General features: G+C 42.5%; 11 protein-coding genes. 5 read left to right on the forward strand and 6 right to left on the reverse strand.

Annotated features, from left to right (window positions below; genetic code table 11):
- Positions 1-158 precede the first annotated feature (158 nt).
- Positions 159-2,174, forward strand: a complete 2,016-nt coding sequence (locus V7L20_RS20455; RefSeq protein ID WP_334745848.1) for a VgrG-related protein — start codon at positions 159-161, stop codon at positions 2,172-2,174.
- A 966-nt stretch (positions 2,175-3,140) separates the two neighbouring features.
- A complete protein-coding gene (locus V7L20_RS20460) occupies positions 3,141-3,602 on the forward strand; it encodes a hypothetical protein (RefSeq protein ID WP_334745849.1) in 462 nt (153 codons plus the stop codon).
- A 774-nt stretch (positions 3,603-4,376) separates the two neighbouring features.
- Here the strand turns inward: V7L20_RS20460 and V7L20_RS20465 are convergent.
- The 4 genes from V7L20_RS20465 to V7L20_RS20480 form a co-directional block, all read right to left on the reverse strand.
- The gene (locus V7L20_RS20465; protein ID WP_334745850.1) at positions 4,377-5,576 is read right to left on the reverse strand and encodes a DUF4159 domain-containing protein; all 1,200 of its coding nucleotides are present in this window, start codon (positions 5,574-5,576) and stop codon (positions 4,377-4,379) included.
- 76 nt (positions 5,577-5,652) lie between these two features.
- The gene (locus V7L20_RS20470; protein ID WP_334745851.1) at positions 5,653-6,768 is read right to left on the reverse strand and encodes a phage tail protein; all 1,116 of its coding nucleotides are present in this window, start codon (positions 6,766-6,768) and stop codon (positions 5,653-5,655) included.
- Between the two features lie 3 nt (positions 6,769-6,771).
- Positions 6,772-8,982, reverse strand: coding sequence for a putative baseplate assembly protein (locus V7L20_RS20475; RefSeq protein WP_334745852.1), 2,211 nt, complete (start codon positions 8,980-8,982; stop codon positions 6,772-6,774).
- Positions 8,972-9,394: a GPW/gp25 family protein gene (locus V7L20_RS20480; protein ID WP_334745853.1), complete on the reverse strand. Its 423-nt coding sequence runs from the start codon at positions 9,392-9,394 to the stop codon at positions 8,972-8,974. Before V7L20_RS20480 ends, V7L20_RS20475 begins: the two co-directional genes overlap by 11 nt.
- A 279-nt stretch (positions 9,395-9,673) precedes the next feature.
- On the opposite strand from V7L20_RS20480, the gene V7L20_RS20485 reads away from it, so the two are divergent.
- The 3 genes from V7L20_RS20485 (at position 9,674) to V7L20_RS20495 (ending at position 12,087) form a co-directional block, all read left to right on the forward strand.
- Positions 9,674-11,002, forward strand: a complete 1,329-nt coding sequence (locus V7L20_RS20485) for a DUF3626 domain-containing protein (RefSeq protein ID WP_334745854.1) — start codon at positions 9,674-9,676, stop codon at positions 11,000-11,002.
- Between the two features lie 29 nt (positions 11,003-11,031).
- A complete protein-coding gene (locus V7L20_RS20490; RefSeq protein ID WP_334745855.1) occupies positions 11,032-11,373 on the forward strand; it encodes a hypothetical protein in 342 nt (113 codons plus the stop codon).
- Positions 11,374-11,892: 519 nt separating this feature from the next.
- Positions 11,893-12,087 (forward strand): hypothetical protein, encoded by a 195-nt coding sequence (locus V7L20_RS20495; RefSeq protein ID WP_334745856.1) that lies wholly within the window; start codon positions 11,893-11,895, stop codon positions 12,085-12,087.
- A 435-nt stretch (positions 12,088-12,522) separates the two neighbouring features.
- Here the strand turns inward: V7L20_RS20495 and V7L20_RS20500 are convergent, their stop codons facing one another.
- On the reverse strand, positions 12,523-13,062 hold the full coding sequence (locus V7L20_RS20500; protein ID WP_334745857.1) for an FHA domain-containing protein: 540 nt from the start codon (positions 13,060-13,062) through the stop codon (positions 12,523-12,525).
- Positions 13,063-13,076: 14 nt separating this feature from the next.
- A complete protein-coding gene (locus V7L20_RS20505) occupies positions 13,077-15,215 on the reverse strand; it encodes a substrate-binding domain-containing protein (RefSeq protein WP_334745858.1) in 2,139 nt (712 codons plus the stop codon).
- Positions 15,216-15,229 lie beyond the last annotated feature (14 nt).

A 15,229-nucleotide genomic window follows, 5' to 3' on the forward strand; every position in this document is an offset into this window, starting at 1 on the left:
AATTACAATTAGTGCCACAGCTTGAACCTACTACTGAAATAATTCGTAATTCGTAATTATTACTTCGTAAATTACAACTTAAAAATTACAAATTAACAATTATTTATCAAGAGAATAACCTCTAAATTTTTGCCTAACAATATTGGGAGTACTTTTTAATGTCTACCAACAATAGTCAAACCCTTTATCTATCTAAGCCTATACTCAAACTGGGTGGAGCCAATGCACCAGAAGAACTGATGAAGGACATTCTAGAAATTATTGTGGATGAAAGCTTACACATGCCAAGTATGTTTGTCATCAAAGTCCATAATGTCTATGTCGCCGCTAGCGAGAACACCGAGACTTGGAAAAACGAAAAGTACTTTAATATTGGCGATCGCATTACGATTGGATTTGATGCTAGTACAACAGAAGATCCTGAATTTCGGGTGGGTGAAAAAGAGCAGCGGTTAATTGAGGGTGAAATTACGGGTATTGAAGTCAAATTTTCTCATACCTCTGAAGCCCATCTTATCGTGCGTGGCTATGACGTTTCCCATCGACTGCATCGGGGTCGTTACAATCGATCTTTCTTAAACTCTACGGATACCGATATTGTGCGACGTGTTGCTACCGAAGCGCGGATTCAAATTGGTCAAGTAGATATGAGTGGTGTTCCCCATGAATATGTTTTCCAAGAAAATCAAACCAATATGGAGTTTCTGCGGGAGCGCGCCGCCAGAATAGGATTTGAACTGTTTGTGCAGAACAATAAGCTTTATTTTCGCAAGCCCAAAAGTGAAGCCTCTCTTCAGCTGGAGTGGCTTAAAGACATTAGTAGCTTTGACGTAAGAGTTACTAGTGCTGAACAAGTTAGTTCGGTCGAAGTTAATAGCTGGGATTATACTCAGAAAAAGTTAATCTCAGAAACCGCCTCAAAGGAACAGTTGGTGACGGCAACAGGAAATGGCGACGGGAGCCGCATCAGTCGGGAGTTTAGAATGAAACAACCTCCTAAAATGATTGTGGTAGACCAACCTGTAGATAGTCCAAAAGAAGCAAAACAGATGGCTCAGGCTCTTTGTAATGAGCTAGGCGGAGAGTTTGTGACTGCTGATGCCAAAGCTGAAGGAAACCCTAAAATCCGACCGGGCAAAGTGGTTGCACTCAAAAATATGGGAACTCGCTATAGTGGTAAATATTACATAACAGGAACTTGTCACCGCTACAGTCATAGAGTTTACAAAACTGATTTTACAGTTCGAGGGCTGAGAGAAGGAAGCTTACTTTCTACACTGCCGCCCAAAACCCATCTGCAACCTGGTCAAACTCTCTTAGTAGGTCTGGTGACTAATAATAAAGATCCAAAAGGTTGGGGTCGCGTTAAAGTACAATTCCCCACTTTGACAAAACAGCATGAAAGTAATTGGGCCAGAGTGGTGGGTTTAGGGGCATCCGATAAAAGAGGATTTTATTGCTTACCAGAAATTAATGATGAAGTGCTTGTCGGTTTTGAGCATGGGGATATTCATCGACCCTATATAATGGGGGGTGTCTGGAATGGCAAGGACAAAACGGTTGAAACGGTTGCTAATACTATTAAGAGCCGCAAAGTGAGAGTACGCACTATTAAAACTCGTACAGGACATACAATTCAATTTGTCGAGGAAGATGATAAAAGTTCCAAAGCAGGAATCTATATTAAAACTAAGAGCGGACATCGTATCGACCTCAACGACAGTTTGAAGTTTATAGAAATTAAAACTGCTGGTAGACATAAAATCCGTATGGACGACAAACCTATGTCAAAAATGATCAATATTACAACGAGCGGTAGAAATAGAGTGCTCTTAAATGATACAAGCTCTACTGTTAACGTTAGAACTAGAGCGGGACAATTCCTAACTTTTCGCGATATTGGCATGAATGTTACCCTTAATACTACAGGGACGATTAATGTAAATGGTATGGCAGCAGTTAATGTTAGTAGTGGCGGTGCTGTCAATGTTAATGCCGGTGGTCTTGTCAGTGTCAAGGCAGGAGGTGCCGCTAATATAGTGGCAGGTGGGCCGATTTCAGCAACGTCAGCCGCTCCAATTACCTTAACGTCAGGTTCCGCAATCACCATCACGGCTCCGACGGTTTCAATGCTAGGAGTGGTCACTGCTAACGGTATTCCACAGCTTATGTAAGAAAACTATTAGCCTGCAATAGATTATTGCATTCAATGACTATTAATTATGAAATGAAATTTGGCACAAATAAGAAAACCAATTAAAAAAAATTTGATTACTCTGCTAAAAAGCCTCACTTATAAGGATTTGAGAAGCTATTACTGCATAACTTCCTTGCTCGGTCGTAGCTAGATTGACTCAATACCTTGGAGGTTGAGTTTTTAAATTTGGGCTGGGCTAGCTCAAGCGCAGGTTACTTGGTGTGTGAATGGAATGGCACGCTTGTTAAGCTCAAGGGTAGGCAGCGTAAGCATGCTCCAGGGGCAGGGGTGCTATTCGGTGCAGAGGGGAATTTCTATTTCTTCCATCTCTATGCCTAAAACTTTTTCTTTCTCCCTGCTTCTTTGCTCCTTTGCACCCAAGAACCTCAACGATTTTCCTTATCAAGCGTGCCATTTATAGCTATACCCTCATTACAAGTCAAACTCCTCTGGAGCCGCTGACAACCGTTGACAAATCCTACTGCCGTGCATGGAACAGAGTAAATCAAAACGTGGGGCGTTACCAAAGCGGGGGAAATGCGCTTCATCAGTTGCCGCAACGACTGAAAAACATTACTGCGGTTTGACCGAGAGCTAATCTGCGTCTCATCAGTAAAGCTGTCGGCTTGGCTGATGGTGAGTTAATAAAGAACAGATTGGGCATTAGCAAGTTGCTTTACTTTTAGTGTATTTCTGGAAAACAGATTGTACCGTATGTAGTCTAAGATAAATATCAATTTAGCTCTAGAGGCTCTAATGATTAATCGCTTTGTCAATTTCATTTTTATTAATTCCTTTGCCTCAACAATGAACCTGATATTTAGTTCACTAATTAGTACTAAAATCTGCATTTTTAGACAAGAATGTAACTCTAGCAAACATTTTAGAGCCTAAAAATTTCATCATATTTCTTGATAATAGTTTAATCTGGGAAGGTAAAGTAATGCTCAATATAGATTTAGAACGACTCCTTTACACGGTACAAATAGATTTTCAAACAGAGGTTACTAATATTGTTGGACAAGTTTTTAGCGACACTGAGTTTCAGTTATCGGCTCGAAAAATCGGTAAGGTTCATGCAGCTTTAGTTGTACCAGAAACCTATTTAAAATCATTAAATAAAGACTATCAAAACATTGTTGATAATAATTTAGCTATTACTTTTAAAAGTGGAAACCGTGCTGTAGGAAATTTTCAAGTAAATTATTTACCTAAAATAAATATCTTAACTATATCTGGGTACTACAAAGATGGTACAGCTTATCTATGTTATTCTCCAGCGATGAATCCTGATTGGTACAATGGCAGAGGTTATAAAATAGCTCGCCCTGATTGTATTGGAGAAAACTTTGAGTTGTTAGCAAACAAGTTTTATCCATTTTTTGAAGAATTTTTTGCAGTTTAATTTTAATTAAACCCATTGTCAGGATGGCTAGAGAGGGACGAATTATTTGACCAGAGCGACAGATTGTTTGTCACCAATCTAAATCCTTCTGCATTGTGTATTCCTGCATCTTTATACAACTGTTTTACCCGTGTGTCACTTTGTATTTTACATAAGTTTCTGGCGATCGCTCTGACTGGGAAGAGAAGAAATAGTAATTTTTTAGCGCTTTGCGAAAAAAGAGTGAAAATTATCGTCTCAGCTAAATGAATAACAAACAATTAGAAGTTGAACCTCAATCTAAGGTTAAAACTGCCAAAACTACTAACCCTAAGTCTACCAAAACTACCAAGACCACTAAACCAACCAAGAACTCCTTGAGCAAACCTACTGTGACTGAATTCAGGAGTAAATCTGATACGCGTTTTAAGGCTGCTTAACCACAATTGAGTTTGAAAGTCGAGCTTAAGCCTTTGCATCATCTGTGAAGGCGTAACCGCCCACGCCCAGGCTCAAGCTCGATAAAGCATTAGTGAAAGTGTTGCGGCTACGCCAATTTGGCATGAAAAATCAACACTATATAATCATGCTTTGCCAAATCGCTACACAAGGTTGCCTGTTTGACCTGAAAATTGTTTTGGATTATGGGCAGTCAGTATTAAACATTGCTCAAGAACTTGCTAAGTCATTAATTGCTCATCGCCCTCTGACCATAAAAACGATTCAGTCACTAATCAGGTTTCATCTTAACGAGCCTGCCATTTCACTTGAAACCCTTAATCTTACTGGGTTGATTTATGGAACAGCGCCCTCTTCAGACTGTAAATCAAGCGTCTGTTTGCGTTTCCAAGCGAAATGTAGGATATTTATGCCTAACTCTTGAGCGGTTCTGATGTCAGTTCGCGATCGCTGCAATTGTTCATCTAAACCCCATAATCCGCCCAGATTGCCGATCGCGAGAATAATCCCCCCGCCAGATAACAGTTGAATTCTAGTTCCATCCATGATTGGCAACGCAGAAAATAGAAACGGCTTTATCCGCAAGGGATGGTCGCGCCGAGCTTCTTGTAAAGACTTCAGTGGTGTTTGCAAATGTTGAGCCATTGCCTGGACTGATTGAATCAGTTCTGTACTCTCGGCGGGGGCATCGACCAGCAAAGTGCCCCCTGACTTCAGGTAGCTTGAAAGCTTCGAGAATTGCTGGTTATTTAACGATAAACCCTGATGCCCAGTCAGATATAGCAGTTCGTAAAGATGCAGGTCTCCATCCCAAGTAACTCGATCGACGGTTTCTGCACCTTTTAAGGATGGATAGATATCTTCAACTGCGCGCAGTAAGTAGGTGAGATTGAAAAAATTTCGGCTACAATCTTCATCATCAGAATTGATTTCGGCAATTTGAACCAAGCCTTGGGGTCTTGCCTGTGCTTGACGGCGATAACGCAAGTCTAAATCGCCGTATCCCGGAAAAAAGACATCGGCAGGTGTGCGGAGCAATTCTTGCTGTGAAGATCGCAGCAGGACGCGACAAAGCTCCACGTCTGACCGCTCAGGGGGACGGCTCCTCTCGTCAATTCTGAAGGTTTCCTGTACGACTTCTTGATCGGGACTTACCCCCAACCGATCGGGATCTCGATACTGAGCGACCAAATAAATAGTGACAGGTTCCGACTCCTTTAACTCGGTTGCGATCCGAAAATTGATTTGATGAGGCACGACAATCGGATTTCCTTCTAAATCGATGGCAATTCCCGGCTGAATTTGCACCCAGCGATTATCTCGATATTGAGCGGCAACTTCTTCTGGGGCTGGAATTACCCGTACTCCTAACCCGCAAACAATCCCTGGCTGATTGATTGACTGATAGTGAAGATTTTGGCGTTTGCGCTGATAGTCATGGGCACGTTGCCAACGCTCAGCAGTTAAGAGCAAACCATCTCTAACTTGTTGGCGCTGCATAGGAGCGATCGCTGGGTTGGGAAAAGGATGGGTCATGAGGATATTTCCAATTCAATACACTAATTTGGTTAAATAAGTTTTCGGTGAATGCTCAACAATGGTCTGTTTTTATCTAGTCTGTCTCTATCTGCAGGCTGTAGGAGCAAAATGCAGGTTTCTCTTGCTCGATTATTCGCCGCACAAGCTGCTCGTCGATTGGGCTGTTCGGCTGGGCGCGCAAGCGTACATCAAAGTGATAGGGCTTGCCACCGCCAATAATCGCATCTTCTCCCACATGGGCTAATCCAAATACACATCCTTGACCAAAGGGTTCGGTGATGCTGATTGATTTATCTTCTTCCCGATCAATTTGTTCGTCGAGCGGTAAACCCGTGTATAAATGTAGATAAAATCGAAGTCCCTTACGGGTTCCGCGACAGCGATAAATTTCTACGGCGCGTCGAATCAGCCGCCTTTGATGGGTTAAATCTAGCTGTGCATCAATTGGCCAGTCCACCCAATGAGCTAGAAACGGCAACAGCGCCTGAGGTGCAGTCAGTGGGTCTAGATGCGCCCACATTGAAGTGAAGTTATTCACTACCGGGTCGAACGCTTGCTCAAAAATTTTGATGAAGCGATGAATGTAGTCAACTTCTTGATAAACTATCGGCAAAAAAGTAGTATAGGTACTTCGCGGTCGAACTTTTAGCTCAAAATTGGATTCTTGTATCGGATGTGGACTTAACCCTTGACTCAGGCTTTGGTTAGCATAAATCGACAGACAGCCTCGAAAGTCAAGTTGCTTTTCTTTACTCCCCTCAAGGGCATCTCGCCCCTCAAAAAAATCGTCAGGAATCAGAAACCATAAGTTAGCATGTCTGCTTTTCTTGGCAGCTACTTCTAGTGTTACCAGGTCGATTGCAGTGTTTGACGTTTGCGCCACTGAGTTCTGCTCTAGGGCTGTCTCAAATTGAGGCGCGGTCTCAACATCCGTCTGCACTTGACACCATTCCAAAGGGAACGTTCCATCTAGTCTTAAGGTAAGGTATTGAAGTTGAGACTCCCAGTTTTTAATCTCAAGAACAACCCGACAGAGTTCTCCTGGATGAACGACAATTTCAGATTGCTGTTGCGAGCCTTCTGTGGCTTCAGCTCCCAGCATCCGACTGCCTCCTTGGGAGGTGGTCGCAGAAATCTGCATAGGAGAAATCTGAAGACTAGCTGATTTGGAGGTAAGTACTGGTACCATACTTTAAATCCTCACCGCAGATTGGTCTGTCAGAACGTTCACAGTATGTCCTGTGCGCGCCTGGGAATCTGCCCAGGAGCAGAATAAACCTAAGAAGCCGGGATCTATGTAGTTTACAGGCGTTGTTTGCCGCTCCCAAGATTCTCCATTTTTTTGAATAGGAAACAGTAAAATAGCGCCCAAATATTGAATTCCTGCTATTTGCTGAAGAAGAACCATTATGTCTGACGGATAAAGGGGGCGACCAAAGGGCCAGCCCGTCATCTCTGGGCCGCCAGTTAAAGGATTGAGGTAGCGATAGAGCGCGACTTTGAGTTTTTGGATAATCTCGGCTTGAGCGCTTGGGTTCTTATAGGCAGGCTCTAGGGTAACTTCGGCTTGAACTGATACGCCCACATAGTTGGGCTGCTGTAGCTGCACCTGAATGCCTAGCAAACGTCTTTCGTCTAGATAGTGTAAGACCCGATCCCGCAAAGCTGAATTTAAATAGAAGTTTTCTGGAGCAATCCCGCGTCCTAAGTCAATCAAATCGGTATTGGCTTGAGGCACAACGCACACGCTGACGCTCCCAGCAGTTTGATTGGCGGACATTGGTAAGGTCAATGCACGGGCGATCGCCCCGCCGCTACCTTTGAGAGTTAAGGCTTCAAAATCGGCAGCCGTCACGGCTCGGTCGTGCGATCGCAGCATCTGCGGCGCTCTCAAGACAGCTCGTTCGAGAGACTCGGCATCAGCACCGTTGACGGCAGCATGATGATTAGTCACGCGGTCTATATAAGGAATTGCCGCTTTCATAAAACTTAGCTTGTTCGCCTGCACGTTTCCTTGTTTACCGCCCCCGGTACGATAGGTAAACATAATTTCAGCACCACGGGGAGGAATTGCCCCATACTGTTGCTCAATCATTTGCTCGTGCAGGTCTCGACTGGGCGATCGCTCTGCTGGGAGCACTTGCTGTTGATAGGCACGAGCTTGAGTTTGCTTCTTCAGCGTTTGAGGTTCGCGAATCAATGGGCCAAACTGAATAGTGCCTGCCAAGGCATCAACGACATAATGCCGATCTTGGGGAGTTGAGTCAGCAAAGTCTTCCACCTCGTGCCAAATTTCGGCGGGTCTTCCCAGGGGAAGAACAAGCAGTTGCTCGTCTCCCCGGCGCTCCAGAATGGGTGCAGTCTCAACTTCAAAACTCTGCCCCGGCTTGCCGTTGCTGATACCTAATATTTCCTCCTCTACCAGAACGCACTGAGTAGCCGGCACCGATCCGCCAATGGAACGCATGGCAATTGTTTTAATCCGAGGAGAATTTGCATATCCTGGCTGACGATTGCTAAATTCGCTGAGGGTACAGCGAATCCAACGACCTCGATAGGCATCAAAACTGGCTGTAGGCCAGCGTTCGGGCAGATGTAAGATCACATCACCACTCTGCTCGAAGCTCTCGTCATCTCCCCCATTCTCATCAAAGCTAAAGCCATTGGTAGTGTCGTCTGCTTCCCGCAACATCACCTTTACCCATGATTCGCCGTCCCACGCTTCCCAACTACGGGGAGGATGCTTTGGATTGATGCCTGTAGGCGTGCCTTGCGCTCCTGTGAAAGCGATCGCCAACACATTTCCTTCTAAGCTGGTATCAGGCTCAACTACGAGATAAAAGCTATTGCCAGACTGCGGCTTTTGCGGAAATAGTTCAAATTCGTGAGTTACTGCAAGACCGTCATGTTGACGATGCCATTGCTCGGTGCGATCGTGGAGCGATTGAGGAGTATTACCCGCAGCTGGTGCAAACAATATATGTTTTATAGTCGGTTGAGCGATTATCAGGTCTCGATCAGTAGTAAAAATAATGGCTTCTTGGGTTTCAGTACGCTCTGTTGCCACCTCTGTTCCGCATGGGATGGTGTAGTTTTCCAGTAAATGAGTACTGAGGTAAAAAGTCAGCCTGACTTGAGCCGGAGTCGGCGGCTGTAAACGGATTCCCAATATTTCTAGAAAAGCTACATAGTTTTTGCGGGGAATCTGATTGAATCGCATCAGCATCTGGTCGGTGAGCCAAGCAAATAGCTCGACTAGGGTAATGCCAGGATCACTAATATTATAGTCAGTCCACTCTGGACAATAGCGGGGAATACGCAGCAGACATTCTTCTACTAAATCGTCAAAGTTGCGATCGTCCAGCCTAGAACTGGGAAGCCGAGGTAAAAAGTCAAAGTTCACTATTCTCCTCCTCTGAAACTAAATAGAATGGGTAGACAAAACTGTAGGGGTCGGGATAAGATTTGAGGCGATAGTCAATGGTAATATTGACGCGCCCAGCGGTATCGGGATCTGCGCGAACTTCATCAACGTCAATTCGAGGCTCCCATTTTTGTAATGCTTCCAGTACGTAGATCCGAATTCTGAGTAAAGTATCGTTATTTAAGGGGGCAAAAGCTAGTTCTGATAAGCGACAGCCAAAGTCAGGGCGGTAGACACGTTCGCCTAGATCGGTACGCAAAATTAACCAGATTGATTCTTTGACTTTCTGAGCTTCAGCACTTAGCTTGAATCCTCCCTGTACATTGCTTTGCAATGGGAAAGATAAGCCTGTACCTAAATACTTTGGCTGCTCGTCTATTAGGTTTGCCATGCTTATTGTCCCTAAACTTCGGGTATACAGTTTAGGATATCTGGCGATCGCAGAAATTTTATCAGCCGAAGGTCTATATGCTTAGAGAAAGACTGAAATTAAACTATAAATACACTCTAGAACTAAAATCGAAATGCTTAAACTAAACAAAAATACGAATTAGAAGTAACTATCTTGAATTCGTAAGGAAATTGTTTGCTAAAGAGATACGCCCTAAATTACTGTACCTAAATTCAGTCTAGACACATTTCTTAAACCCACCCTACTAGAGGCTAACGCATGTACGCAGAGAGACAGTCACGCTCTAGATCGAGTTCTACTTCATCTCAGAGAGAGAGGCAACAGACAGGGAAAAAAGAAGCGGAAAAAGTCCCCCAGTTAAAGCGTAGACCATCAACAGGGGGAGACGAAATTACAATGCTCCCATCTACCCAAGAAGCAGAAGCAAAGAAAACTACGGATACACCATCTGCTCAGGTACACCAATCAGCCACTGATGACCACACTTATACACTTCCTACCAAAGCTGAGGCAATTAATGAAGGTGGTAAACCAGCTTATCAATTCAAAAAAATTAGAGAAACCAATTATGGAAAGCTGCTTGACACTATAGATAAATACCATGCTCTTAATGAAAGTGATAGAGATGCACGAACTCGGAAGCTTTTAGAAATGCAATCATTGATCGTGCGCTGGTTAGAGAATCCTGATAGACAAAACAACAATGAGGGAGATCGTGCAAAAGCAAGTTTTCTTGGACGCATTAGACCAATTATTAAGGTTCTATATTATAAAACAAAAACTAACAGAGAAGTATTCGACCCAATTAATAGTGATGCAGCTACAAATGCTGAATTAAATAAGCAACTTATACAAGCAGAGTTAGAGAACAAGCACTTAATATCTGACCATGAATTTATCAATTCTTTATTGAATAAGGTCAAACAAGCTCCATTGACAACTAATTTCCGTGCTGAAACATTGAATTCCTTCCTTAAGGGTGGAACAGACTGGCAAAATGCTTTTCAAACTATGTACAAAGATCAAAGCCCTGGAGGAGATTTAGGAACAGAAGAGTTGGGTGGAGCAAAGCAACGAGAAGATGCAGAGCGATACTTGGGTTATAGCCCATTCACAGAAGAGCAAAGAGAAAATCGTCCAGCTTATACTGCTGTCAATGTTCTCAATAATCCTAAAGGTGCTTCTTCAGGTTATGGTAAATGCTATTTTGTCTGGAAGGAACATGTTAAAAAACGTGCAACTTATACAGCATTTGATAGTTTAGAAATGCGAAGCAATCAAAAAAACAAAGGGGTAAAACGAGAAGAATCAATAGGCACACACGAACATATAGGAGCTACATTAGCACAGAATAAAGATGTACTTTTGGCTTTGACAAAGATGGTACAAGGACAAGAATTATCAAGCAAGGAACTTAATAGCCGATACATTGAAGCAGCAATTCATGGAGGTCTTTCTCTGGATGATGTAGCAGAATTAGTTGTAGCTTTTCCAAAAAACGAGTCGCCTGAAATTTGGGGTCAAGAGTATGTAGATAAGTTTAATCAAAAGTATCCCAATATAAAAATCACATACAAGCCTACATAGAAATTACCTACGAGTAATTGGTTAAAAAAATGAAAGTAAAATTAGTTTGGGAAGATTGTAACTTTCTGAATGGTAGCTGGAGTAATAAAGTAGTTACTTCATATTGGCTTGAAGTTGAAAAAGGAGAAATAGAGAATATTTTGTCTTACGCTAAGTTTCCAGAGCTAATTCTCCAGGAAATTGAGCAAAACAAAAGTATCGAGGATAATAAACTTTATTTTTTAGTAGCGAAAAACTTAGAATTTATTAAGAGCTTTCCTAGTTTTTATCCTTATTCTGGGCAATGGAATGGCTATAGCCCGTTTCTTGAAATACCTGAAACAAAAATATCAGATTTAGACGAATTACCTACACTGGAGTTAAGGTTTTAAACAGAGGAAGATGCACCTGCGTATAGAAACAGAAAGTTCAGTCATTAATACATCAAGGATATTATGGGCAATTGTGATTCTAGTCTCAGAAAGAAAAATAGAAATAGAGAAGAATCAGGTCAGAAGTCGTCGAAGGAAAAAGGAAAAATTTTAGGTTTGATATACACTAAGCAAGTTTGATTATTGCTCTTTTATGGTGCGTTATTAACTGCGTAGCGTACCCTAAAAGTCCCAATAATAAGAAAACTGCCACACCCTCCACTGAGTGTTTAGTGTAATCAGAAGTGAAATTTTTATCTTAGCAACATTGCTCAAAAACTAGTAAATAGGTTAGTTCAGCATATAGTTACTGTACAGATTCTAATGGCTTTAATTTAATAATTATGCCTAGAGTCTTGTAAAGAAATGGAATAACCTTGTTTCTAGACATAAGTTTATTCACATTTCATAGTCTGCTGAACTAGTATGAAATTAATTGAGGCTATTCTTTAATATCGTTTCAAATTAAAGGTGAAAATCATGGAATCAATTGGATACTTTTTTGCTAGAGTTTTCGGCGGATTTATTGATAGGCTATCCGATCAAATGAGATACAAGATAACCGATATTGCTGAATCTAAAATCAGAGAAACAGTTGAAAGACCATTTAATCAAAGTACAACAAACAACCAGCAAACAACAACTGATCGCCAAGATAAAAATACCAAGTCTTAATTGAGAGCATGTCACTTACTTGAGATAAAATTAGAGCAATTAAAACTGTCTATTAGTCCTAAATAGTCAGGATAGATAGCCCTAAATCCGTAGCAACTCATTATTCTAATGGATGAAATACTAAATAGCTCTGATATGGTTTTCTAAGTTTTTGGAGAATGACAAGGTTTATCTAAATAAACGTAAAATTTTGTAACGTAAAGTACAGTTAAATCTCTCAATGCCGTTAGTTTTACCACTGGTTTTGCTAACGGCTTTTTGGATTACAAAATTGTAGCAAAAAACAAAGTGATCGCTCTGTTCTTTGCTATCTAATAATATTTTAAGCGCCCTGGTTTATGTTTTATCTCAGAAGAAAGTTACAAAACTAATATTTTTACTCAAAAATCACTTGCTAACTAAACAAATATAAGTTTCATACATTGCAATTTAAGTTTAATTATTAATCAACTCAACTTGCAAGCAAATCAACTGCTCTTGACCTAGCTGTAATTTATCTCCATGACTCAATGGATGGGGCGCTCCACGAGCTAATAATTTATCATTAAGGTAGCTACCGTTGCGGCTATCATCAACAATCATGTAAGCTTGTTGAGCAAGATCCCAGTAGAGATGAGCATGGGTGCGAGAGATGATACCTGCATGGGGTAGTCCTGTTAAATCGATGTCAGGTCGCATACCATTATCTAGACTTTGACGACCGATGATGCCAGACTCCCTAAGCAATACAAAACTTTGTTTGTTGGGATGAAGCAACTTCAACTGAGGACGTTCTTGGTTATTGCTTGTTGATGAGAACTGGGGCGAAGGAGCCAAAGTTTGAGCATGGTAGCTTGCTGAGGCTACCCTAGCAGGGGGTTGTACTGCCTGTGCTAAAGAAGTACCGCACATTGGACAAATCTTAGCGTTGTGCGGTAATACCTGATTAAAGAAAGAGCAGCTTGGTTCCGGACAACGATGAGTTTGGATTGCCATAGTAATTGCACTCCCTAACGATTCAGAATAGATGATGATAAAGTGTAGTTTTTAGGTGCAGTTTGTAGCGGCACAAGACCCGCTTGCTGAAGGAGATACTGGCCATCTTGAGTTTTGAGAAAATTAGCAAAGAGTGGTCCTGATACATTTCCAGGCAAATTATTATCTCTAGGATAGGCAATAATTAACGGCGTGCTGAGTGGATAGGTTGCTTTATGAAAAGCTGATATATTAAGTAAGGGCTTTTTCTCTAGACATAGATTGTCTGATGGAGAAATAGGTTGTATTGTGCCGTTGGTGGTTTCTCTTAGCAGGGGCTGTACTGGATCTACATTTTCCTGGGCAATAGCTAGGGGATAAATCTTGCATTGATCCCAGGTTTGGGTCAATAGTCCAAAACTAATTGAGCCAGCTTCAGTTTTTTGCACCTGCTTTTCTCCAACTGCGATGGAGCGCAAGGTATCAAAGGTCGAACGTTGCTCAAGCTTATTAAATTGGGCAATTAGACTCGGATCGTTGCCCAAAACTTTTTGTTGGAACAGGCGTAATGCTTCAGGTTCCCTCGGTCGATAGGGTTTGATCGGCAGGTCAGGAAAATTTGCACCTAGCTGTTTCCAGTTGGTAAGTTGTCCTGTAAAAATTTGCTGCAATTGAGCAAGACTAATCTTACCTTGCAATGCACTTGGTAAATTTTGACTTTTATAGGCAGGTACATAGACTAAAAGACCATCGTAGGCGATCGTTTCCTGAATTAACCCTTCGGGCAGTGGGGTTGATAAACTGATGATCGCAAAATTTGCCTTGGCGTTGGCTTCGAGAACTTCCTGAAGGGGAGACCGTTGAGGGGCATAAGTTCGGTAGTTAAAAATAGCTGCCATATCCAACTTGGGCTGAGTCAGCAACGCTCTAATTTTGCGATCGCTTGTGGGCTTCTTGTCCAAAACTATTGTCCAAGTTCCCAGCGCTTCTCCCGTATAGGGATACTGTCCTGGCTGAATCCCATTAATATCTGCAAACGATGGCAAAAGATGCTTAAAGCTAGTTGTCTCTGCATTAGAATTTGACATGAATCGGGGCAATAGCAACCACAATAGCCCTCCTAATAGAGGCAAAGCGAGTAAACTCAAAAGCCAATACTTTCGAGATTTCGGTTTCGCTGGAGACTCTGGACTAAGATTTCCATGAAAACCAGCAACAGAGCTTTCAGGTTTAGGCAATTTAATCAAAGCCTGACGCGCCTCTGCCGCAGAGTTGAAGGGGGTGTCTAACCCTAGTAAACGATGCAGAAAATCTTTCAGGTGCGGATCGTCCTGGGGCCAATGTTGAGCCTCGTGTGGATTTAGCGGTGCGTCAGAACCAGAGTGAATCGCTTGGGCCGTCCAGAGAGCAAACGCGACCGATCCGAGATCGATTAAGTCTTGTTCTGGTAACAGCACCTGTCGCGGGGCAGGGATAAAAAGCTGCTCCCATGATGCCAGATCGCAGGCATAGACATAGCCGCTATCACTGATGACCAGGCTGTCAAGCCCCAAGTTCCCATGAGCAGTTCCTAAACCTATTGCTTCAGATGCCAAACTTGATGGCTGACTATGGAGGAAATGTAGCGATTGCAGTATTTGATCTAGGACTTGTCGCACTCGTAATGCAGAAAAGGCTCCTGTCTCTCTCAAAACCTGCCTCAGGGTAGGAAGTGTTGCGATTTCGCCTGAAAAAATAAGATAGACGCGATCGCTAAATGGATCTGCAATGGTCTCTGATGGACTGACCAAGCGAAACTCCCGACCCTTCGGGGTGGTCAAATTGCCCTTGACCACTTGACCCAAGGCTGTTCTACACTGTTGTGCTTCCACAGCATTAAAACATTGCTTAGGCAGTAAATACTCTTTTACTACAACAGATTGACCATTGCTGGTCTGAGTTCCTCTGTAAAGCCGTCCCATTCCTTGAGACCTAAGTATTTCAGAAATGCGATAGGTGCCTAACCTGCCCCGGAGTTCAGTCTGAACTGGCAATGTAGTAGGGAATCCGCATTCCAGACAAAACTTGGCACCCGGTATCTTCTCAGTAGTTTCTATCGGCTTTCGACAGCCCAGAGGCGCATTTTGGGTACATCGATAGAATTTAGCTAGCACATTAGAATCAACAATAGGCATAGAATCTTCTCGGT

Source organism: Nostoc sp., assembly GCF_036916735.1.
GTDB lineage: Bacteria > Cyanobacteriota > Cyanobacteriia > Cyanobacteriales > Nostocaceae > Nostoc.